Origin of the sequence: Amycolatopsis sp. lyj-108 (assembly GCF_046549005.1) — a bacterium.
Classification (GTDB): domain Bacteria; phylum Actinomycetota; class Actinomycetes; order Mycobacteriales; family Pseudonocardiaceae; genus Amycolatopsis.
This window is the reverse complement of the sequence record NZ_JAJPWQ010000007.1, coordinates 146372-168195: the sequence shown is the minus strand read 5'-3', so window position 1 is coordinate 168195 and position 21824 is coordinate 146372. Positions and strand designations below refer to the sequence as shown.

General features: G+C 68.7%; 20 protein-coding genes. 7 read left to right on the top strand and 13 right to left on the bottom strand.

Annotated elements, in window-relative coordinates; genetic code table 11:
* Window positions 1-81: 81 nt before the first annotated feature.
* Both ACLJO0_RS25340 and ACLJO0_RS25335 read right to left on the bottom strand, forming a co-directional pair.
* On the bottom strand, window positions 82-1041 hold the full coding sequence (locus ACLJO0_RS25340; RefSeq protein WP_410580861.1) for a DUF6528 family protein: 960 nt from the start codon (window positions 1039-1041) through the stop codon (window positions 82-84).
* 77 nt (window positions 1042-1118) lie between these two features.
* Window positions 1119-2075 (bottom strand): Acg family FMN-binding oxidoreductase, encoded by a 957-nt coding sequence (locus ACLJO0_RS25335; protein WP_410580860.1) that lies wholly within the window; start codon window positions 2073-2075, stop codon window positions 1119-1121.
* 160 nt (window positions 2076-2235) lie between these two features.
* On the opposite strand from ACLJO0_RS25335, the gene ACLJO0_RS25330 reads away from it, so the two are divergent.
* The gene (locus tag ACLJO0_RS25330; protein WP_410580858.1) at window positions 2236-2532 is read left to right on the top strand and encodes a dsRBD fold-containing protein; all 297 of its coding nucleotides are present in this window, start codon (window positions 2236-2238) and stop codon (window positions 2530-2532) included.
* Window positions 2533-2538: 6 nt separating this feature from the next.
* Here ACLJO0_RS25330 and ACLJO0_RS25325 read toward each other — a convergent pair whose 3' ends face one another.
* Window positions 2539-4254 (bottom strand): GAF domain-containing sensor histidine kinase, encoded by a 1716-nt coding sequence (locus ACLJO0_RS25325; protein ID WP_410580856.1) that lies wholly within the window; start codon window positions 4252-4254, stop codon window positions 2539-2541.
* 131 nt (window positions 4255-4385) lie between these two features.
* On the opposite strand from ACLJO0_RS25325, the gene ACLJO0_RS25320 reads away from it, so the two are divergent.
* On the top strand, window positions 4386-5363 hold the full coding sequence (locus tag ACLJO0_RS25320) for an Acg family FMN-binding oxidoreductase (protein ID WP_410580855.1): 978 nt from the start codon (window positions 4386-4388) through the stop codon (window positions 5361-5363).
* Between the two features lie 9 nt (window positions 5364-5372).
* Here the strand turns inward: ACLJO0_RS25320 and ACLJO0_RS25315 are convergent, their stop codons facing one another.
* Window positions 5373-6005 carry a response regulator gene (locus ACLJO0_RS25315; RefSeq protein WP_199749187.1) on the bottom strand — a complete coding sequence of 211 codons (633 nt, stop codon included), beginning with the start codon at window positions 6003-6005 and terminating at the stop codon, window positions 5373-5375.
* Between the two features lie 190 nt (window positions 6006-6195).
* On the opposite strand from ACLJO0_RS25315, the gene ACLJO0_RS25310 reads away from it, so the two are divergent.
* Both ACLJO0_RS25310 and ACLJO0_RS25305 read left to right on the top strand, forming a co-directional pair.
* Window positions 6196-6501: an ANTAR domain-containing protein gene (locus tag ACLJO0_RS25310; protein ID WP_410580853.1), complete on the top strand. Its 306-nt coding sequence runs from the start codon at window positions 6196-6198 to the stop codon at window positions 6499-6501.
* Between the two features lie 71 nt (window positions 6502-6572).
* Window positions 6573-6974: a response regulator transcription factor gene (locus tag ACLJO0_RS25305; RefSeq protein WP_233611830.1), complete on the top strand. Its 402-nt coding sequence runs from the start codon at window positions 6573-6575 to the stop codon at window positions 6972-6974.
* A gap of 8 nt (window positions 6975-6982) precedes the next feature.
* Here ACLJO0_RS25305 and ACLJO0_RS25300 read toward each other — a convergent pair whose 3' ends face one another.
* The 3 genes from ACLJO0_RS25300 to ACLJO0_RS25290 form a co-directional block, all read right to left on the bottom strand.
* Complete coding sequence (locus tag ACLJO0_RS25300; RefSeq protein ID WP_410580852.1) at window positions 6983-11494, bottom strand: HAMP domain-containing protein; 4512 nt, start codon at window positions 11492-11494, stop codon at window positions 6983-6985.
* Window positions 11495-11542: 48 nt separating this feature from the next.
* Window positions 11543-12577: a PAS domain S-box protein gene (locus tag ACLJO0_RS25295; protein WP_410581246.1), complete on the bottom strand. Its 1035-nt coding sequence runs from the start codon at window positions 12575-12577 to the stop codon at window positions 11543-11545.
* A gap of 77 nt (window positions 12578-12654) precedes the next feature.
* Window positions 12655-13335, bottom strand: coding sequence for a response regulator (locus tag ACLJO0_RS25290; RefSeq protein WP_410580851.1), 681 nt, complete (start codon window positions 13333-13335; stop codon window positions 12655-12657).
* Between the two features lie 255 nt (window positions 13336-13590).
* Here ACLJO0_RS25290 and ACLJO0_RS25285 point away from each other — a divergent pair, with 255 nt between their 5' ends.
* Entirely contained in the window at window positions 13591-13845 is a 255-nt protein-coding gene (locus ACLJO0_RS25285; protein WP_410580849.1) for a hypothetical protein, read from the top strand.
* Between the two features lie 10 nt (window positions 13846-13855).
* On the opposite strand, the gene pspAB is transcribed toward ACLJO0_RS25285, so the two are convergent.
* From pspAB to ACLJO0_RS25255, 6 genes are all read right to left on the bottom strand, one after another.
* On the bottom strand, window positions 13856-14413 hold the full coding sequence (gene pspAB / locus ACLJO0_RS25280) for a PspA-associated protein PspAB (protein ID WP_410580848.1): 558 nt from the start codon (window positions 14411-14413) through the stop codon (window positions 13856-13858).
* Window positions 14414-14679: 266 nt separating this feature from the next.
* The gene (locus tag ACLJO0_RS25275) at window positions 14680-15540 is read right to left on the bottom strand and encodes a spermidine synthase (protein ID WP_410580847.1); all 861 of its coding nucleotides are present in this window, start codon (window positions 15538-15540) and stop codon (window positions 14680-14682) included.
* Complete coding sequence (speD, locus tag ACLJO0_RS25270; RefSeq protein WP_410580845.1) at window positions 15540-15911, bottom strand: adenosylmethionine decarboxylase; 372 nt, start codon at window positions 15909-15911, stop codon at window positions 15540-15542. Before speD ends, ACLJO0_RS25275 begins: the two co-directional genes overlap by 1 nt.
* The gene (locus ACLJO0_RS25265) at window positions 15901-17043 is read right to left on the bottom strand and encodes a type III PLP-dependent enzyme (protein ID WP_410580844.1); all 1143 of its coding nucleotides are present in this window, start codon (window positions 17041-17043) and stop codon (window positions 15901-15903) included. Before ACLJO0_RS25265 ends, speD begins: the two co-directional genes overlap by 11 nt.
* 45 nt (window positions 17044-17088) lie before the next feature.
* Window positions 17089-17277 carry a hypothetical protein gene (locus ACLJO0_RS25260; protein ID WP_125781848.1) on the bottom strand — a complete coding sequence of 63 codons (189 nt, stop codon included), beginning with the start codon at window positions 17275-17277 and terminating at the stop codon, window positions 17089-17091.
* Between the two features lie 139 nt (window positions 17278-17416).
* Window positions 17417-18601, bottom strand: a complete 1185-nt coding sequence (locus ACLJO0_RS25255) for an MFS transporter (protein WP_410580843.1) — start codon at window positions 18599-18601, stop codon at window positions 17417-17419.
* A gap of 93 nt (window positions 18602-18694) precedes the next feature.
* Here ACLJO0_RS25255 and ACLJO0_RS25250 point away from each other — a divergent pair, with 93 nt between their 5' ends.
* Window positions 18695-19198, top strand: a complete 504-nt coding sequence (locus ACLJO0_RS25250; protein ID WP_125781852.1) for an Lrp/AsnC family transcriptional regulator — start codon at window positions 18695-18697, stop codon at window positions 19196-19198.
* Between the two features lie 156 nt (window positions 19199-19354).
* Entirely contained in the window at window positions 19355-21748 is a 2394-nt protein-coding gene (locus ACLJO0_RS25245; RefSeq protein ID WP_410580842.1) for an ATP-binding cassette domain-containing protein, read from the top strand.
* The last annotated feature ends 76 nt before the right edge of the window (window positions 21749-21824 follow it).

Here is a 21824-nt window from a genome sequence, read left to right as displayed (position 1 = left end):
CGACGGGGGTCCCTCTTCTCTGGTGTGTCGGTACCGGCCGGGCAGCCCCCCGAACGGCCGGTACCGACACGGAAGTTCAGCTCAACCGATCCACCAGCGGGCCTTGTAGATCCACGCGCCGTGCAGCGCCAGCTCGGCGCGTGGAAAGGCCAGCCGGACGGTGTCCGTGCACCACGTGCACAGGTGGCCGTCCTGCACCGAGGCCGTCAGGATCTGCCCGGTCCGGGGGTTCGTCGACACACTCTTCACATGCGGCCGGTCGATCTCGCGCGCGCCCGCGTAGCGCTGGGTGAACCCGCCGCTCGTCTTCGAGAACTGGTACACGCCCGCTTCCGTGGTCACCCACAGCAGATCCGGCCGGTGCGGAACCGGCTGAAGGTCGTGCCCGCCCTTGCTCGGCAGCGGCACGGACCGCTGCTCGGTCAGCACCGGCGCCGCGGGAGTCCCGCCGACACTCAACGCGACGAGCGCGTCGGTGCCCAAGGCCCACAACACGTTCCGGCCGGCGTCCCAGACCACGCCGTGTGCCCCCACCAGCCGATACTCGGCGTAGGTCGTCGAGCGCTGCCCCTGGGAAGCGGTGTAGACCCGCACCCAGCCGCCGGTGCTGGCCGCCACCGCGACGTTCCCGTCCGGCAGCAGTTCGATGCTGTGCGGGTTGGCGGGACCGCCGACGTTCGCCGCCCAGTACGCCCGGTCCCCCGCCGGATACGGCACGACCGCCGCGAAACCACCCGACGCCGACGTCAGCAGGTACTTCTCGCCGTTCCGTTCGGCGAGTTTCGCGTCGCTCGGGTTGCTCCACGAGCCCGCGAGGTCCGCCAGCCCGTTGGCGGCGTTCGGCGCCCACACCCAGCTCGGCTTCCGGTTCTGCCAGGACGTCCGGTCGGCGGGCAGCACCAGGATCCGTTTGGACGCCTGCTCGGTGATGACGATCGAACCGCGATCGCGCCCGCCCGCGTCCGCCACCGCCGTCGCGGACGCCGCGACCGAAAGGCCCGCGATGGCCAGCGCCACCAAGGATTTCCGCATGATCTTCATACGGAGACCGAACCCGTCGCGGATGACGGCCGGGTGGCGGTGATCGGAAACGTGGGTGTCGACGAGATGACCCGGGATCAGAGGGTCGCCTCCGTCCTCCGAAGCAGCACTTCGCCGACCTGACGGCGTCCCGTCATCGGCACCGGGCGGCCGTATCCGAAGCGCAGCACCGTGTGCGGACGGCCGAGATCGGCGAAGACCCGGTCCATCGCGGCCCGGGTCTCCGGGGTTTCGAACAGCCTGCCGACGAACGACGTCGCGAGGCCGGCGGCCGTCGCGGTCAGCAGCACCCGCTGCAGCACCATTCCGGCCCGCAGGTCCGCGGCGGGGCCGCCGCCCGCGGTCAGGATCGCGCCGAGCACCGGCTCACCGCCTTCGGGCTCGGCGGCGAAGAACGACTCCTGCGCGGGAATGCCGTGCGGCAACGGTGGTCCGGCCGGTGCCGGGACACCGTCCGGGGCGTTGGCCACCCGCCGGGTCCACAGCGCGATCTCCGCCTGGAACGCGCCGTTGCGCGCCTGCGCCGCCTCGGCCCGGTGCAGCACACGCGCGACCGCGTTCGCCCGGTCGCCCCGGCCGAACAGTTCCAGCAGCCCGCCTTCCACCAGCGCGGACGCGCGCAACGTCGTCCGTGCCCAGACGGGAACCGGCCGGTCGAGGAACGGACGGCGGTTCGTGTGACGACGGAAGACGGCTTCGGCCAGTTTCCGTTCCTCCGGTGAGGAAAACCGGTCGCCGCCGATCACGAGTTCGGCGAGCAGATCCGGCTCCCCTGGTTCCGGTACGACCCGGACCGAGAGGGTCTTGCCGTTGGACCGCAAGGAAACGATCAGGTTGAACATCGCCGCGCCGCACGAAAGCCGTGCCTCGCGGGCGTCCGGGTCGGCGATCCGGAGCACCCTGGCGCGGTCGAGCCGCACCTCGATCCGGTCCCGGTCGACGACGAACCGCCACGGCTGGGTGTTGAGCGGGGACGGCGCGCGGACGGCGGCCGCCACCGCCTGGTCGACGGGTGTGGGTAACGGGATCGTCATGGTGGTCTCCGCGGGAAACTGGGGATTGATCCACCTTCGGCCGGGGTACCCGGCGACCGCAGCGGCCGCCGGTCACGAATTCCGAGGACTTTCGCCCCCGATTCCCCGGAGAGCGAGGACTGAGGCCCCTGTGCCACGAACGGCGGCGGTGAGAGCCTCGATGACCGGAACGGAGCCGACGATGACGGACAACTGGACGATCGACGTGTCCCTGCAGCACGAGCCGTACCGAGTGCGCGCGGAGGCGTTGCTCCGTCTCGAAGACGGTGGCGAGTTCGTCGGTGTCGGACTCGCGGAGGCCGGGCTGAGAAACAGTTCCGCCTCCCAGATCGGCGCGTATCTCGCGGTGACGCGGGCACTTTCGGACCTCACCGCGGAATTGCTCGAGACCGTCGCCTCCGACGTCGCCCGCTCGATCGAAGTCGACGGGATCCTCACCGCGCAGTCGGCGAACTGACCCGGGTCAGCGCAAGGGGGCGGACCACTCGACCCTGGTGCCGCCCTCGTCCCGGGTCTCCGCCTGGAACGTCCCGCCCGCCTTCTCCGCGCGGTCGCGCAGTCCCCCCGGCTCGCCGGCGGTCCCGGTACCGTCGTCGGTGACCACGATCCGCAGGACGTCGTCCTTCACGGCCACGCTCACCGAAACTCCGCTCGCCCGTGCGTGCCGGACGACGTTGCCGACCGTCTCCCGCACCACCGCCTCGACGTGTTCGGCGAACGGGAGGGGAATCGAGTCGAGCGGCCCGGACAGGCTGATCGTCGGGTGGATCGGGGTTTCGTCGGTGAGTTCGGCGATCGAGTCGTAGAGCCGGTGCCGCAGCCGGACACCCTGCTGCCCCGCCTCTCCGCCGTGGAGATCGAAGATCGCCGTGCGGATCTCGTGCACGATCTCGTGCATCTGGTCGATGCTGTCGCCGATCCGCCGCCGCAGTTCCGGGGTGTCCGCCCGGCGGTGGGTGCTCTGCAGGGCGAGACCGACCGCGAACAGCCGCTGGATCACGTGGTCATGCAGTTCCCTGGCGATCCGGTCCCGGTCGGCGAGCACGTCGAGTTCCCTCGCCGTGCGCTGCCGCGCCGCCAGCTGGAGCGCGAGCGCGGCCTGGTCGGCGAACGAGGCCACCACCGGCAGTTGGGCGAGCTCGAACGGGACCGCGCCCGGATTCCGCACCGCCATCAGCACTCCGGACGTGCGTTCTCGCGCCCGGAGCGGCACCACGAGCGTCGGGCCGAGGCCGAACTCGCCCTCGGGACCGAGTGCCAGTTCCGGGACGCTGCGCGGGGTCCGGTCGCGGTAGACCGCCCCCGGCACCGAGTCGGCGACGCTGATCCGCGCCCCGGTCAGTTCCGCCGCCCGCGCGCCCGCGCACACCGCGATGGTGAGTTCGTCGGCCTCGTCCTGGCCGACGTCGAGCCCGCCGGAACCGGGTAGTGCCAGCAGAGTCAGGTCGGAACCGGTCAGTTCCAGTGCCCGCCCGGCGATCAGGTTGAGCGCGTCGACGGGGTCGGTGCCGCCCAGCAGTTCCGTGGTCACCTCGCTGGTGGCGGCCTGCCACTGCTGGCGGATCCGCGCCCGCTCGTAGAGGTGGGCGTTCTCGATCGCGATGCCCGCCGCGGCGGCGAGCGCCTGGACGACCACCTCGTCGTCGTCGGTGAATCCCTCCCCGCGTTTTTCGGTGAGGTACAGATTCCCGAACACCTCGTCGCGCACCCGGATCGGCACGCCGAGGAACGACCGCATCGGCGGATGGCGCGGCGGGAACCCGGCCGAGGCGGGATGCCGCGAGATGTCGGCCAGCCGCACCGGTTTCGCCTCGTCGATGACGAAACCCAGCAGCCCGTGCCCTTTCGGGAGATGCCCGATCTGTTGTTCCGTCTCGCCGTCGATGCCGAGATAGACGAATTCGGAGAGCGAACCGTCGTCCGCGATCACCCCGAGCGCGCCGTAGGTGGCTTCACCGAGATCGATCGCCGCCCGCACGATCCGGCGCAGCGTCGTGTCCAGCTCCAGTCCCGAAGCGACCGCGAGCACCGCTTCGAGCAGGCCGTCCATCTTGTCGCGGGTGCCGATGAGCCGTTCGATGCGCTCTTGAAGGTCCCCCAGCACTTCACGGACCCGCAGCTGGGAAAGCGCGCCGGTGACCCGGTCGTCGCTTCCGCCGAACCGGTCATGAGCCGACATCCTGCTGCGCCTCCGAAGATCGGGACGAGTCGCGGCCGTGGTGACTTTCTCCTCTTTCGGCCCCGCACCGCGGACGGGGACCGTCTCATCAAGACAACCGTATTACCCGTGGCACGGCGGCGGGAGAAACCATGACCATACAAGTCACCGGGGTCGGGCGCTTGAACTCCGAACAGGTGAATTCCGTGCTCCGGTCGGCCACGCTGGCGCCGTCGACGCACAACACCCAGCCGTGGCTTTTCCGCTGCACCGGCACCGGGATCGAACTCCACGCCGATCCGCGCCGGATCCTCCCGGTCACGGATCCGGACGGTCGTGAACTCGTCCTCTCCTGCGGCGCCGCCCTGTTCACCCTCAGGACGGCGATCCACGCCTCGGGTTTCCACCCCGCGACGACCCTCGTGCCGAGCCGCACCGATCCCGATCTGCTGGCCGTCGTCCGCCCGCTCGCCGAACGCACGCCGGATCCGAAGGTCTCGCGGCTCGCCCACGCGATCCCGCGCCGCCGGACCAACCGGCGACCGTTCCTGTCCTGTGCCACCCCGGAAGCCACGCTCGCCGTACTCCGGCACGCCGCCGAACTCGAACACGCCTGGATGTCGCGTCTCGACGCCGAACAGTGCCGTCTTCTGCGTGACCTCACCCAACGCGCCCACCGGGCACAGTTCGCCGACCCCGCGTTCCTCGCCGAACTCGGCCGCTGGACCGGACTGGCCGCGGGCACTCGCGACGGGGTGCCGTCCTACGCGACCGAAGGCGCTCCCGCCGACGAAAGCTGGATCCTCGACGAATTCGGCGAAGCGAACAGCGGCACGCGGCCTGCTCCGCTCGTGGTGATGATCGGGTCGCTGACCGACGAACGGATCGACCGGCTCCAGGCCGGTCAAGCACTGCAACGGGTTCTGCTCACCGCGACCGGCGCCGGACTCGACGCGTCGTTCATCTCGCCGCCGACCATGGTCCGCGAGGCCCGTGCCGAACTCCGGCGCCTTCTCGGCTGTGGGGTGTGGCCTCAGGTGCTGCTGCGCGTCGGCTACGGCTCACCGTTGCCGTGGACACCGCGCCGCCCGCTGGAGGACGTCCTGCTCGACACGCTCATCTCCGCTTGAGGCGCGCCGTCACTGCCGCCGCAGTTCGGTGGCCAGCACGGCCGCCTGGGTGCGCCGCTGCATCCCCAGTTTCGTCAGCAACCGCGACACGTAGTTCTTCACGGTCTTTTCCGCGAGGAACATCCGCTCGGCGATCTGCCGGTTGGTCAGTCCCTCACCGATCAGTTCCAGCAACGTGCGCTCCTGATCGGAAAGCCCGGCGAGCGGGCCCTTCTTGGCGGCGTCGTCGCGGAACTTCGCCATCAGCGTCGCGGCGGCCCGCGTGTCGAGCAACGACCGGCCGAGGCCGACCTCCTTGACCGCAGCCACCAGGTCCATCCCCCGGATGTCCTTGATGACGTAACCGCTCGCGCCGGCCATGATCGCGTCCAGCATCGCCTGCTCGTCGGTGTAGGAGGTGAGCATCAGGCATTTCAGTTCGGGCATCTTGGAGCGCAGTTCCCGCGCGAGTTCGACGCCGTTGCCGTCCGGCAGCCGCACGTCGAGTACCGCGACATCCGGCCGCAACGCCGGGATCCTCGCCAGCGCCTGGGAAAACGTGGCGGCCTGGCCGACAACGCACAGGCCCGGGTCCTCCTCGAGCATGTCCGCGACGCCTCGGCGGACCACCTCGTGATCGTCGACCAGAAACACCCGGAGCATTACGACCTCCACGGTTTCCCCTCCTCGGATGAGAGCGTACGGCGCACGGCCGGTCACTGCGACAGGCCAAAGGGCCTTGTTCGGCGCCCGTTCGGGTGGCTGCCGCCGTCCGGACCAGGTTCATTTGCATCATTCGAGTCAGGACGTTCTGTTCTTCCCGGGGCGGTCAGGCCGCTGCGACGATCACTTCATGTCCGAGACCATGCTTTCGACGGCCACGCCGGCCGGCTCTCCCGACCCGGCCGACGACGTCGTGGCCATGCGCGACCGCATCCGCTTCTACCGGGCCCGCGCCGAGCAACTCCAGTACGCGCTGGATCACCGGCTTCCCATCGAACAGGCGAAGGGAATCCTCGCCGAGCGTTACCAGATCGACATCGATGCGGCGTTCGAAATGCTTCGCTCGTTCTGCCGCAACAACAACATGAAGATCCACGACGTCGCCAGGACGCTCGTCGGCCAGTCGAGCGAAGGCGATCGCCGAGTGTCTTGCTGAGTCACGCCAAGTTCGGCGGGGGGCCCGCGACCACCACCGGAGCCGCAGATCGCGCGGGCACGGACCGGGTGATGAACCGAACGCCGCCCCCCAGACTTCGGGTGCTCGTCGCGGACGACAACCCGGTGATCGGCGACGCGTTGCGCGCGCTCCTGGAATCCGAACCGGACATCGAGGTGGTCGCCATCGCGCTGGACGCCGGTGAAGCGGTCGCGCTCGCGGAACTGCTGACCCCGGAGGTCGCCGTGCTGGACGTCCGGATCCCCGGTGGCGGCGGCGCGTGGATGGCGCGGGAAATCAGGCGGAGGGTGCCCCGCACCCGGCTGATGGCGTTCTCCGCGCACAGCGACACCCGGTCCATCGCCCAGATGGCCTCCGCGGGCGTCACGGAATACCTCGTGAAGGGCAGCCCCAACACCGAGATCGTCGCGGCCATCCGCCGCCTCTGCGCGAACAGCGCCGACACGGCCTGAGCTCGGGCTCAGTCCGCGAGCCAGCGTTCCATACAGGTCAGCAGTTCCGCCGCGTTCACGGGTTTGGTGACGTAGTCGCTCGCCCCGGCGGCGAGGCTCTTCTCGCGGTCCCCTTCCATCGCCTTCGCGGTCACCGTGATGATCGGGAGGCCGGCGAACCTCGGCATCTCGCGGATCGCGGCCGTCGTCGCGTGGCCGTCCATCTCCGGCATCATCACGTCCATCAGGATCAGGTCGATGCCGTCGTCGGCCAGCAGTTCCTCGATGCCCTTGCGGCCGTTGGGCGCGTGCACCACCGAGAGACCGTGCAGTTCGAGCATCCCGGAGATCGCGAACACGTTGCGGGCGTCGTCGTCGACGAGCAGGACCTTGCGGCCCCGCAGCCGAGGTGGTCCGGCGGGCGGTTCGGCGGCCTGAGCGGTCTCCTCCAGGCTCACCTCGGGCTGGTGCATCAGCGGCAGGATGCCTTCGAGTTCGCTCGCGGAGATGTGCAGCATGATGCGCTCCCGCAGCATGTCCAGCGACGGCGGCAGTTCGACCGGATGCACCCGGGCGTGCCCGTGCAGCAACCGTTCCTGCGCGGCACTGAGCTTGCGGGTCGCGTACGCCAGCACGGGGACTTCGACGGGATCCGGGCCCTCGGCGAGCCGTTTGAGGAACGTCAACGCGCTCGTCCCGGGGATGCTGGTGTCGAGCACGACGCAGCGGTAGCTGTCGCGCTTCAGCTCCTCGAACGCTTCCGCCGGATCGGACACCGCCTTCACCTGGACCGAACCGTGACTGTCCGCGACGTCGGCCGCGACACCGCGGGCGAGCAGGGTCAGCAGGCTGTTCTGCTCGGTCTCCACCACCAGTACCCGTTGTTCCGCGCCGTCGGTGTCCACTGTGGACCCTGTGAAATCTTCGGAACCGGGGGCCATGGCGAACCTCGCCACCGGCAGGTAGAGGGTGAACGTGCTGCCCGTTCCCAGCGCGCTGTCCGCCCGGATCTCGCCGCCGAGCAGGTAGGCGACCTCACGGCTGATCGACAGGCCGAGACCGGTGCCGCCGTACTTGCGGCTGGTGGTGCCGTCGGCCTGCTGGAAGGCGCCGAAGATCGATTCGAGGTTTTCCTCGGCGATCCCGATCCCGGTGTCGATGACGCTGAAGGCCACCAGCGATTCGTGCGGGAGCGGGCCTGACGGCGAAACGATCGTGTCGACCAGTTTGACCCGCAGTTCGACGCGGCCGTCTTCGGTGAACTTGACCGCGTTCGACAGCAGGTTCCGCAGCACCTGCCGCAGTCGCTGCTCGTCGGTGAACAGCAGTTCCGGCACGTTGGGTTCCACGGTGACCTGGAAGTCGAGCCCCTTCTCCGCGGTCAGCGGACGGAACGTCGTGCCGACGTAGTCCAGCAACTGGCGCAGCGGGAACGGCTCATGGTGGATGTCCATCTTGCCGGCCTCGACCTTCGACAGGTCGAGGATGTCGTTGATCAGCTGCAGCAGATCGGTGCCCGCGGACTGGATGACCTTGGCGAACTCGACCTGTTTCGGTGTCAGGTTCTGGGTCGAGTTCTGCGACAGGACCCCGGCGAGGATCAACAGGCTGGTCAACGGCGTCCGGAGTTCGTGCGACATGTTGGCCAGGAACTCCGACTTGTACTTCGACGCCAGCGCGAGCTGCTGCGCGCGTTCCTCGATCTCCTGGCGTGCCTGCTCGATCTCGAAGTTCTTCACCTCGATGTCGCGGTTCTGCCGGGCGAGCAGTTCGGCCTTCTCCTCCAGTTCCGCGTTCGACACCTGGAGTTTCGCCTGCTGCGCCTGGAGTTCCTCCGAGCGGGCCTGCAGTTCCTGTGCGAGCCGCTGGGATTCCTCCAGGAGCGAATCGGTCCGCGCGTTGGCGATGATCGTGTTGACGTTGACGCCGATGGTCTCCATCAGCTGTTCGAGGAAATCCTTGCGGACGGCGGTGAACTCACCGAACGACGCGAGCTCGATGACGCCGAGCACCTGGTCCTCGAAGACGATCGGCAGCACGATCAGGGTGACCGGCGGGGCGGAGCCGAGACTCGACGAGATCTTCACGAAACCCGGCGGTGTCCGGTCGACCACGATCGGTTTCTTGGTCTGCGCGGCCTGCCCGATCAGCGACTGCCCCATCGCGAAACCCGACGGCGTGTCCGGGTCCTCGCTGTGCCCGTAGCTGGTGATCAGCCGCAACCGGGTGCCGTGCTCACCGGCCTCGGTGAGGAACAACGTCCCGTGCTGCGCGCCGACCAGCGGGGTCAGCTCGTTCATGATGAGCGTGGCCACCACCCGCAGATCCCGGTGGCCCTGCATCAGGCCCGAAATCCGGGCGAGGTTGGTGTTGAGCCAGTCCTGTTCCTCGTTGGCCCGCGTGGTCTCGCGCAGCGACTGGACCATCGCGTTGATGTTGTCCTTCAGCTCCGCGACCTCGCCCTGCGCCTCGACGGAGATGGACCGGGTGAGGTCGCCGGTGGCCACCGCGCTGGTGACCTCGGCGATCGCCCGGACCTGGCGCGTCAGGTTCCCGGCCAGCTCGTTGACGTTTTCCGTCAGCCGCTTCCAGGTGCCCGAAACACCTTCGACCTCCGCCTGGCCACCGAGCCGTCCTTCACTGCCGACTTCGCGGGCGACCCGCGTGACCTCCGCGGCGAAGGCGGAAAGCTGGTCGACCATCGTGTTGATGGTGGTCTTGAGTTCCAGGATCTCGCCGCGCGCGTCGACGTCGATCTTGCGGGAGAGGTCGCCCTGCGCGACCGCGGTGGTCACCTGGGCGATGTTGCGGACCTGTCCGGTGAGGTTGTTCGCCATCGAGTTGACGTTGTCGGTGAGGTCCTTCCAGGTACCGGCGACGTTCGGCACCCTGGCCTGTCCGCCGAGGATGCCCTCGGTGCCGACCTCCCGCGCCACGCGAGTGACCTCGTCCGCGAAGGCGGACAGTGTGTCGACCATCGTGTTGATCGTCTGCGCGAGCGCGGCGACCTCGCCCTTGGCCTCGACGGTGATCTTCTGGGACAGATCGCCCCTGGCGACCGCCGTCGCGACCTGCGCGATGGAGCGCACCTGATCGGTCAGGTTGTCCGCCATGACGTTCACCGACTCCGTCAGGCCCTTCCACGTCCCCGAAACACCCTTGACGTCCGCTTGCCCGCCAAGCCGTCCCTCGGTGCCCACCTCGCGGGCGACCCGGGTGACCTCGTCGGCGAACGACGACAACTGGCCGACCATCGTGTTGATGGTGTCCTTGAGTTCCAGGATCTCGCCGCGCGCGTCGACGCGGATCTTCTGCGACAGGTCGCCCTTCGCGACAGCGGTGGTGACCTCGGCGATCGAGCGCACCTGATCGGTCAGGTTGTCGGCCATGACGTTCACCGACTCCGTCAGGCCCTTCCACGTCCCCGAAACACCCTTGACGTCCGCCTGGCCACCCAGCCGTCCTTCCGTGCCCACCTCGCGCGCCACGCGCGTGACTTCATCGGCGAACGAGGACAGCTGATCGACCATCGTGTTGATCGTGTTCTTCAACTCCAGGATCTCGCCCCGCGCGTCCACCGTGATCTTCTGCGACAAGTCACCCTTCGCCACCGCCGTGGCCACCTGGGCGATGGAACGCACCTGCGCGGTGAGGTTGCCGGCCATGAAGTTCACCGACGTCGTCAGATCCCGCCACGTCCCCGCCACGCCGGGCACCTGGGCCTGCCCGCCGAGCGCGCCTTCGGTACCGACCTCGCGCGCGACCCGGGTGACCTCATCGGCGAACGACGACAACTGATCCACCATCGTGTTGATCGTGTTCTTCAACTCCAGGATCTCGCCCCGCGCGTCCACCGTGATCTTCTGCGACAAGTCACCCTTCGCCACCGCCGTGGTGACCTCGGCGATCGAGCGCACCTGATCGGTCAGGTTGCCCGCCATGAAGTTCACCGACGTCGTCAGATCCCGCCACGTCCCCGCCACACCGGGGACTTCCGCCTGCCCGCCCAGCCGTCCCTCGCTGCCGACCTCGCGCGCCACGCGCGTGACCTCATCGGCGAACGACGACAACTGATCCACCATCGTGTTGATCGTGTTCTTCAGCTCGAGCATCTCGCCCTTGACGTCGACGGTGATCTTCTGGGACAGATCACCTTTCGCCACCGCGGTCGCGACCTCGGCGATGTCGCGGACCTGACCGGTGAGGTTGCCCGCCATCGCGTTCACCGAATCGGTGAGGTCCTTCCAGGTCCCCGAGACCGAGGGCACCGCCGCCTGCCCGCCGAGCTTCCCGTCGGTCCCCACCTCGCGGGCGACCCGGGTGACCTCGGAGGTGAACAGCGCCAGCTGGTCGACCATCCCGTTGAAGACGACCGCCATCTCGTTCATCAGGACGTCGTCCACCTGCGGCAGCCTGGTGCTGAAATCGCCGTCGCGAACGGCTTTCAGCCCCTCCAGCAACCGCTGCAGACCCTCGTCGTCGATCGCCCCGCCCACCCGCACCGCGTCTCTCGGCCCACGCTTGGCTACCGGTTCCGGCATCGAGGTGCCTCCTTCGTTCCGGCTCCCCGCGGCTCCAGGGGGCGACCGTCATCTCCGCACGGGCCCGGCCGGGCCGAGCGGAATCCAGAAGACCACCGACGTCCCTTCGCCGGGCCTGCTGGAAATCCGGAGCCATCCTTGCGCCGCTTCCGCACGTTCACGCATCGACGCCATTCCGATGTGCTCACCCGACAACATTTCGTGGGCACTCTCGACGTCCGGCTTCATCCCGTCCCCGTTGTCGACGACCTTGACCAGCAGACCGCCGTCCTGTCCGGTCAGCGAAACCACGACGGCGGTGGCGTTCGCGTGTTTCCGCACGTTCACCAACGCCTCCTGAAGGATCCTGAAGACCGTGACGACGAGTTCGGGCGGCGGCTGGACCGGCAGGTCATGCCGCAGCGTGCGGTCGAGTCCCCAGCCGGCGACGACCTCGTCGAGATAGTCGCGGACGGACGCGACCAGGTCGTCGTCGTTGAGCGCGGGCGGGCGCAATTGGGCCACGAGGATCCGCAACCGCCGGATCGCCCCTTGGATCGCTTCGTCGAGTTGCGTCAATGCGGAATCCCGCCGTTGCGCGGCGAGCATCTGCAGCCGCATGCTCACCGCGATCATCGACTGGATGGAATCGTCGTGAACATCCCACGCGATACGGCGACGTTCGGTTTCTTGGGCCCGGACCAAATGCGCGAACGCCTGCCGCCGCTCGGCTTTTTCCTCCTGCGATTTCCGGCGTTCGGTGAGATCACGGGTCACTTTGCCGAAACCGACGAGGCGGCCCTCTTCATCCCGCAACGCGGTGATCACGGTGTTGGCCCAGAACCGTTCACCGCCGCGGCGGACCCGCCAGCCCTCGTCCTCGTGACTCCCCAGCTCAGCGGCGATCAGCAGCTCCGAGGTGGGTTTACCGGCGGCGACGTCGTCCTCGGGGTAGAAAACGGAGAAATGGCGGCCGAGGATCTCGTCCTCCGAATACCCCTTGATCCGTTCCGCCCCCGGATTCCAGCTGATCACGTGACCGTCGACGTCCAGCAGGTAAATGGCGTAGTCGACTACGCTGTGCATGAACAACTCGAACAGCACAGCGCCGCGGTGATCAGATGTCCGTTTCGATGGCAGCATGGCCATAGTGCAGCTTGCCACCCGGATACCTCTCCCCGCTACGGCCGTTCGAGGAGGCCATTCTTGCGGGCATGGGCCACCGCTTCGAGTTTCGAATGGGTGCCGGTCTTCACCAGGATCCGCTGCACGTGATTCCGCACGGTATTCCTGGCCAGCCGCAGCTCCTCGGCGATCCGATCGGTTCCCGCGCCTTCCGCGATCAGGCAGAGCACCTGCCGCTCCCGCAGGGTCAGCAACGGCCCGAGCCTGCCGGAACTCCCGGCCAGCATGGCCAAGGCGCCGCTGAGCAGTTCCGGGTCGATGACCACGTCGCCGGCCGCGACCGTCCGGATCGCGGTGACCAATTCGTCGAGGAGACCAGATTTCAGCAACAGCCCGGCCCCGCCGACCTCCAGGATCCTGGCGACGATGGCGCTGTTCGCGTCACCGGTCAGCACGAGCACCCTGCTCGACGGCGAGATCGCGCGGAATCGGGCGATCGCCTCGATCCCGTCGCCGTCCGGCAGCCGCCGATCGAGCAGGACGATGTCGGGCAGATGCTTCTCCGCCGCGATCATTCCGCCCGCCAGTGACTCCACCGACGCCACCAGGTCGATCTCCGGAAATTCCTCGAAGGCCGCACCCAGCGCTTCGGCCACCATCTTGTGGTCCTCGACGAGCAGCACCCGGATCGGGGCCGCGGCCGGGGACTCGGGCTGCGGGAACGTCGGGTTCGGCATACACCTTCTCCGTCGATCGTGATCTCGCCGATTCCCGGAAATGGAGGCGAGACGCCGGCGGGGCATTCTCCCACCGTCTCCGGCCCACTCGGCGTTTCGAAGCCGACCCGTGACCCGCCGTACCCGCCCGGCGACCGAGAGAGGTCTTTGTGCCTTCGATGGCACGACCTTCGGCGGTGACCGGAACGGCACCCGGTGCCTCATCGTCGAAGGTGACGCCCACCGGACCGTGGGCGAGGGAAAGGGGACCGGGACGTGACCACGAGGATCTGCGAAACCCGCCGCCGTCCCGGCACGCACGCCATCACCCGCCGGGCATCGATCGCCGCCGAGCCAGAGCGGGCGCCGAGAGTCGTGGCGAAAACCGAGACGCACGCCTCGCTGCTCGACGAGGTCCTGACCGCCATCCGGCATTTCGACGGCGCGGCCTTCGTCAAGCGGTCCCGGTGGAACCCACGGGACCGGCGCGTCCAACGGCTGCGCGGCTGGCTCGGCGGCGCGCCCGGCTGACCGGAACCCGTCACACCGGGTGCCACCGGCCGATGTCCGGCTCCATCGGCACGATCCGGGTCAGCGACGAGCGGATCTTCAGTTCCGTCGCCCTGTCCCTGCCGCGGGTCCCGAGCGGGGCGTACGGGTAGAAGGTGCCGCGCTCCCGGCGGTAGACCATGGTCAGCCTCGGATGCCGCATGTCCCGCAACTCGGCGAAGTCGACCGTCGTATGCAGCAACCAGGTCGCGAACCCGGCCTGCGCCAGGCTCTCGTTGACGTCGGCGAGGTCGTCGAGCAGCCAGCCGAGGTCGCCGTTCTCCCGCCAGCAGCGCACGATCGTCCGCCCGTGCGCGTCGTGGATGACCACGTTGCGGCGGACGGTGTCCCCGGCGAGACCGGCGACGATCTCCGCGTCCGTCCCCGCCCCAGGACGGCCTTCCGCGACGAAGCAGACACTCCCCGACCCCGTCGGGGCCAGCCCGTGACCGGACCGCAACGTCAACGCCGCGGACCTCAAGTCCAGCAACGGAAGCAGACTCGGCCGCACCGACCGGCCCTTCCCGAGCAGGCTTCCCAAACGCGCCATGACCTCACCGCACCCTTTCGACTGCGTGAAGCCTTTCCGATTACGCTCGCGCGCCCTAGGGCCGCACGGTCGCGCATCGCGGAGGACAAGTCCCCGGTTCCGGTGACCAACGGCCCTACCAGCGATCGCCCGTCCCTCCAGTCACGCGTGATTGCCGCTTCGACGCAGGGATCCGGCGGACGTCGCGAAAGCCACTTTCGGGACCCCAGGCGTCGCGAAAGTGGCTTTCGCGACACGCCGGAGCCGCCTCATCCCGGCGAGAAGTCTCAGCGACGCCGCAGGGAAAACGGCGGCACCGTGTTCGCCCTCAGCGCGTCTTCGTCCATAGTGGACTCCCCGATCCCCGCCTTGCCGATCCGCTCCGCGACCAGGGCGCCGGGATCGTCGAGCACGTCGGCCCGGCCGCTCAGGAAGGCCCACTCGTGTTCGTCCGAACCGTAGTAGAGAACGGTCCCGAACGACTCGGTGAACCGGTGCCACGACGCGATCAGCGTCTGATTGCGCCACAGCGTCGGGCAGCCAGCCTGGCAACCGACCACTCCTCCGCCGGACAGCAGTGCCGTGCACCGGGCCAGGAAGTCGGCGCCGTACAACCGGTTGTGCTGCGCCTCGGGATCGTCGTTCTCGTCCGGCAGATCGATCACGACGACGTCGTAGGTGTCCCCGCGCTCCTGAGCCTCGGCGAGGAACTCCCAGCCGTCGCGGTAGTGGACGCGGACCTTCCCCTCCCCGCGCTCGGCACGGGCCAGCTCGTCGAGGGTGTAACCGTAGGGAAGGTGCTCGGCGCAGACCCGCACCGCTTCGACGTCGATGTCGACGTGATCGACCACCTCGGCCCCGGCGGCGACCGCGAGCTGGGAGGCGACCCCTTCGCTGGAGCCGATGATCAGCACCCGCTCGACGCGCTCGGCGAGCAGCAGCGACGGGACCATCAGCGCCTCGTGGTAGACGAGCTGGCTCAGTTCGGTGCTCTGCCGTTCGTCGTCGCAGAAGAGGGAGATCCCCTGCGCGGTCCGTCCGATGAGGACGTTCTGGAACGCGGTACGGCCTTCGAACAGGACCTCCTCGACGTCCCAGTTCCGGGTGAGCCCCGCGCCCATCGGCTCGACGATCACTCGTTGCGCCATCAGCTCTCTCCTCGTTCCACAGTGGACATCCGGACGGTGCCGGCGCCGAGCAGCTTCGCCAGCAGCGTGACCGCGCGCTCCGGATCCGCCCGGTCTCCGCAGGTGAACACGTCCACGAACACCGAGCCGATCTCCGGGTAGGTGTGCACGGAAGCGTGCGATTCGGCCAGCAGCGCCAGCACGGTGACCCCTTGCGGGGCGAAGGAATGCGACACGACTTCGCAGACCGTCGCCCCCGCCTCGGTCACCGCGTCGGCGAGGGTCTTCTTCAGGAGCGAGGCGTCGTCGAGCAGCGACGGCTCGATCCCCTCGAACTCCGCGAGCACGTGGCGGCCTGCGAACCGGCCGACGAGCGGTACTTCAGCCGACATCGGCGAACCTCCCCACACAATAGGTGCGCAACGGCTCGATTCCGTTGAAGGCGATGGACGAGTAGCTGGCGGTGTACGCCCCGGTGCCCGGGATGTCCAGCCGGTCACCCGCCTTCAACGACCTCGGCAGCGCGCACGGCGTCCGCTGGTACAGCACGTCGTCACCATCGCAGGTCGGCCCGGCGAGGACCACCGGCCCTTCCGGACCCTTAACGCCGACGGGCTCCAGCCGATACGCGACGGCTTCGTTCTCACACTCCGCCATTCCGTTGTACCTGCCGACGTCGAGGTAGACCCAGCGGCGTTCGTCGGCGGCGGCCCGGGTGGTCACCAGCACGACTTCGGTCCTGATGAGCCCGGCGTCGGCGACGATCACGCGGCCCGGCTCCAGCATCAGCTCCGGCTCCGGCAGATGCGCTTCGAGGGCGGCGTGGATCACGCCCGCGTAGTCCGTCAGCGACGGCACGGGTTCCCGGTGCTCGGTGGCGAACCCGCCGCCGATGTTGAGCCGCTCCAGGCCGACGCCCGCGTCGGCGGCGACCTTGGCCGCGGTCGCGATCCCGATCTCCCAGGCGGCCGGATCCGGCTGCTGCGAACCGACGTGGAACGCGATTCCCGGCCGCAGCCCGGCTTCCACCGCCTGGCGGAGCAGCGCCGCGGCCACCTCCGGTTCACAGCCGAACTTGTGGCCGAACGGCGTCACCGAATCCGGACCGCCGGTCAGCAAGCGGACCGAGACCAGCGAACCGGGCGCGTGCTCGGCCAGATTCGCCAGATCCCCGGCGGAGTCCGTGGTGAATTCACGGACTCCGCGTTCGTACGCGAAGGTGATGTCCGCCGGTTTCTTGATCGTGTTGCCGTAGGCCAGTTCCGCCGCTCGCGCGCCACGGGACAGGCACAGCTCGATCTCCGCCGTCCCGGCCACGTCGAATCCCGCACCGGCCGACAGCACCGCGTCCAGGACCCCTGGCGTGGGATTCGCCTTGACCGCGTACCGGATCAGCGCGTCCGGGAAAGCCGCCGAGACCGCGGCCGCACGCTCCGCGACCAGGTCGGTGTCCACCACCAGGCAGGGTGTCGGCGGTTCGCGATCCGCCAGGAAGGCACGGATCCGGTTCAGGCTGTCGGTCACACGCCCCAGGGTGTCAAAGGCCGATCACCGGCACGGAACCCGGGGTCACGCCCGGATGTCACCCGAGGTCTGCTCAGGCAGTTCCACCCCGTGCTCGGCGGCCAGTCGCTCCAGGTTGGCCAGGTCGGCACCGACGGCCGAAGCCCTGTCCTCGTCCGAGGCCTGCTTGGCGATCTGGACGTCTTCCCTCGCCTGCCGTACCCGGTCTCGCAGATTCACCGCGAACTCGCTCATCGTGCACCCCCGATCTCCCGCACCTTGTCTGCTTTCACCCTAGGACCCTCCGAATCGGTCACCCACGTGATCTGCGTCATCACGGGTTCGGTTCGTGTCGGAGTGAAGCAGTATGACGGCAGGGCCCGGGTTTCGCAGATCAGCTGAGCCCGGCTTTTTCAACGGGTTCCGGCGCGGCCGCCCGGCGGCCGATCACCGCGAGCGGGGTGAGCGCGCACAGGCCGCCCGCGACGGCGACCAGAACGTATCCGCCCAGGCCGAACAGCTGCCCGGCGAGCAGACTCGCCGCGGCGGACGTCCCCCAGACGAAGGCGTCGACCGTGCCCTGCGCCCTCGTCCGCTGCGCGGGCGGGAGATCGCGGCTGAGCATGCTGCTGCCGCCGACGAACACCAGGTTCCAGCCGTAGCCAAGCAGGAACATCGCGAACGGGATTCCCACGTGATGCGAATCGGGGGCGCCGATCGCGGTGACCGCCGCGACGGTGAGCGTGCCGATCCCGCCGAAGATGGCCGCGCGGCCGCCCCATCGGTCGGCGATCCAGCCGGACAACGGTGCCAGCGCGAACATCCCGACCAGATGGGCGCTCAGCACCCAGCCGACGACGTCGAGCCCCTGACCGTGCTGGTGCAGCTGGACCGGGGTCATCGTCATCACCGCCACCATGGCCAGCTGCGCGCCGACCATCGCCACGAGCGGCCCGAGGATCACCGGATTCCGCACGGACATCCGCTCCCGCCTCGGCACGCCCTCCTCCGGAGCGGCGAGGCCGCGCGGCAGCGTGACGACGGCGAGCACCGCGATGGCCACGACCATCGCCCCGGCCGCGATCGGACCGGACAGCGCCGGCAGTTCGGCGGCTTCGGCCTTCGCCGCGGCCGGCGCGATCAAGGCGGGCCCCGCCACCGCGCCGACGGTCCCCGCCCAGACCATTGTGGACAGTGCGAACCCCTTGCGGTGCTCGGGCGACAGATCCGCGGCCGTGTACCGCGAGAGCTGGGCCCCGCTGTTGCCGAAGCCGATCAAGGGCATCCCGGCCACCAGCGCGAGCACGGATCCGCCGAGCACGCCGGCGAACGAGATCAGCGCCCCCACCACCGCGGCCCCGTACATCAGCACCAGGACGAAGCGCCTGCCGTAGCGAGCAGCCAGGGATCCCGAAGACAGCGAACCCGCGGCGGACCCGAGCACCAGCACCGCGTTCGGCAGCCCGCTCCAGGCGGCACCGGCGTGCTCGACCACGATCAACGCCGCCGTGGTGGACAGGCCGACGACCGCGGTGCTGAGACAGGCGACACCCATGAAGAGCGCGAACATCGGTTTCATGATTCGAATCTAGGGATTCCTGGCGTCTCGGCGAATAGGCTGTCGAAGGCCTCGCGGGGGTGCGAGGCGCATCATGAAAGGAATCCGGGCGCGATGACCTTACGATCGGAAAGAGCGCTGGACGACCTCGACTGGCGGCTCGTCGAAACGCTCCAGAGCGACGGGCGGCTCTCGTTCAAGGAACTGGGCCGCCGCGTGAACCTCTCCGCCCCGGCGGTCGCCGAACGGGTCCGGCGGCTGGAGGAGGCGGGTGTCATCACCGGGTACCGCGCGCAGGTCGACGCGCGCCGCGCCGGGTACGACCTCCAGGCGTTCGTCGAAATGCGCTGCTCGCTCGGCAGCTGCCTGCTGCGCACCAGCAAATCCGACGACTACCCCGAGGTGGTCGAACTGCACCGGCTCAGCGGCGACCGCTGCACCATGCTGAAGGTCCGGGCCGTGTCGCTCGAACATCTCGAAGGTCTCTTCGAACGGCTGGGCAAACACGGCGAGATCCGGTCGTCGGTGGTGCTCTCGACGCAGTACGAGGGCAGGCCGGTCGGGCCGCCGGTCGAGGACTACCTGAAGGCGACCAAGAGCGAGGGCTGGAGCGTCTGAACAGGGGCGTGGAGACCGATCAGGAATCGAGAAGCGGCGGCGGGCCGCGTTCACCTAGCGTGATCACCGATGAGGACGAACGGCTCGGAGCTGGTTAGATCGAGCCCGGTGAGGCTGACGGAACGTACACGCGGCCCGCACGAGGATGGAGAGACGATGCGCAAGACCACCAAGCCGCAGCCGCCCGAGGAACACCCCGCCGACAACCACGACCTGATCCGGGTACTCGGCGCGAACGAGAACAACCTCAAGAACGTCGCCGTCGAGCTGCCGAAGCGACGACTGACGGTGTTCACCGGTGTCTCCGGGTCCGGCAAGAGCTCACTGGTCTTCGACACGATCGCGGCCGAGTCGCAGCGGCTGATCAACGAGACGTACAGCACCTTCGTGCAGGGCTTCATGCCGACGCTGGCCAGGCCCGAGGTCGACGTGCTCGACGGCCTGACCACCGCGATCATCGTCGACCAGCAGCGGATGGGCTCCGATCCCCGCTCCACGGTCGGCACCGCCACCGACGCCTACGCGATGCTGCGCATCCTCTTCAGCCGGATCGGCAAACCGCATATCGGCTCGCCGCAGGCGTTCTCCTTCAACGTCGCCTCGATCTCCGGCGCGGGCGCCGTGACCGTCGAGAAGGCCGGACGGACCACGAAGGAACGCCGCGAGTTCAGCATCACCGGCGGGATGTGCGCCCGCTGCGAAGGCCGGGGCAAGGTCAACGACATCGACCTCACCGCCCTCTACGACGACACCAAATCCCTCAACGAGAACGCGCTGACGATCCCCGGTTTCTCCATGGACGGCTGGTACGGCCGCATCCTCCGCGGCTGCGGTTTCTTCGACCCCGACAAGCCGATCAAGTCCTACACCAAGCGGCAGCTGGACGATCTGCTCTACAAGGAGCCGGTCAAGCTCAAGATCGAGGGCATCAACCTGACCTACTCGGGGCTGATCCCCACGATCCAGAAGTCGTTCCTGGCCAAGGACCGCGAGGCGATGCAGCCGCATATCCGCACGTTCGTGGACCGGGCGGTCACGTTCGCCGTCTGCCCCGAATGCGACGGGAGCCGTCTCAGCGAGCTCGCGCGGTCTTCGAAGATCAAGCGGATCAACATCGCCGACGCCTGCAGGATGCAGATCAGCGACCTCGCCGGCTGGGTCCGCGGGCTCAAGGAACCGTCGGTCGCGCCGCTGCTGGAGAAGCTTCAGCACACGCTCGACTCCTTCGTCGACATCGGGCTCGGCTACCTCTCCCTCGACCGGCCGTCCGGCACGCTTTCGGGTGGTGAGGCGCAGCGCACGAAGATGATCCGGCACCTCGGCTCGTCGCTCACCGACGTCACCTACGTCTTCGACGAACCCACCATCGGGCTGCACCCGCACGACATCCAGCGGATGAACAACCTGCTCCAGCAGCTGCGCGACAAGGGAAACACGGTGCTGGTCGTCGAGCACAAGCCGGAGACGATCGCCATCGCCGACCACGTCGTCGACCTCGGCCCCGGCGCGGGCACCGCGGGCGGGACGATCTGCTTCGAGGGCACCCTCGAAGGCCTGCGCGCCAGCGACACCATCACCGGCAGGCACCTCGACGACCGGGCGGCGCTCAAGGACAGCGTCCGCGAACCCACCGGCAAACTGGAGATCCGCGGCGCCGACCGGCACAACCTCCGGAACGTGGACGTCGACGTCCCGCTCGGCGTCCTCTGCGTCGTCACCGGCGTCGCGGGCTCCGGCAAGAGTTCGCTGATCCACGGCTCGATCCCCGCCGCCGAAGGCGTGGTCTCGGTCGACCAGACGCCCATCCGCGGCTCGCGGCGGAGCAACCCGGCCACCTACACCGGCCTGCTCGAACCGATCCGCAAGGCCTTCGCCAAGGCCAACGGCGTGAAGCCCGCGCTGTTCAGCGCCAACTCCGAGGGCGCCTGCCCGACCTGCAACGGCGCGGGCGTCATCTACACCGACCTCGGCATCATGGCCGGTACCGCGACCACTTGCGAGGAGTGCGAGGGCAAGCGGTTCCAGGCGTCGGTGCTGGAGTACACCTTCGGCGGCAAGAACATCAGCGAGGCACTCGAAATGCCGGTGTCCGAGGCCGTGAAGTTCTTCGGCGAGGGCGAAGGGCGCATCCCCGCCGCACACGCGATCCTCAGCAGGCTCGACGACGTCGGGCTCGGCTACGTCAGCCTCGGCCAGCCGCTCACCACGCTCTCCGGCGGTGAACGGCAGCGGCTGAAGCTCGCGACGCACATGGGCGACAAGGGCGGCGTCTATGTCCTCGACGAGCCGACCACCGGTCTGCACCTCGCCGACGTCGAGAACCTGCTCGGCCTGCTCGACCGGCTCGTCGACGCGGGCAAATCCGTGATCGTGATCGAGCACCACCAAGCGGTCATGGCGCATGCCGACTGGATCATCGACCTCGGCCCGGGTGCCGGCCACGACGGCGGCAAGATCGTCTTCGAGGGCACTCCGTCCGATCTCGTCGCGGCCGCTTCGACGCTCACCGGCGAGCACCTTGCGGAGTACGTCGGCGAGTTACGCCTCTGATCACGCGAGTTACGCCTCTGATCACGCGAGTGCGGAGTAACGGCTCAGGAAGCTATTGAGGGGTAAGGCGAAAGTG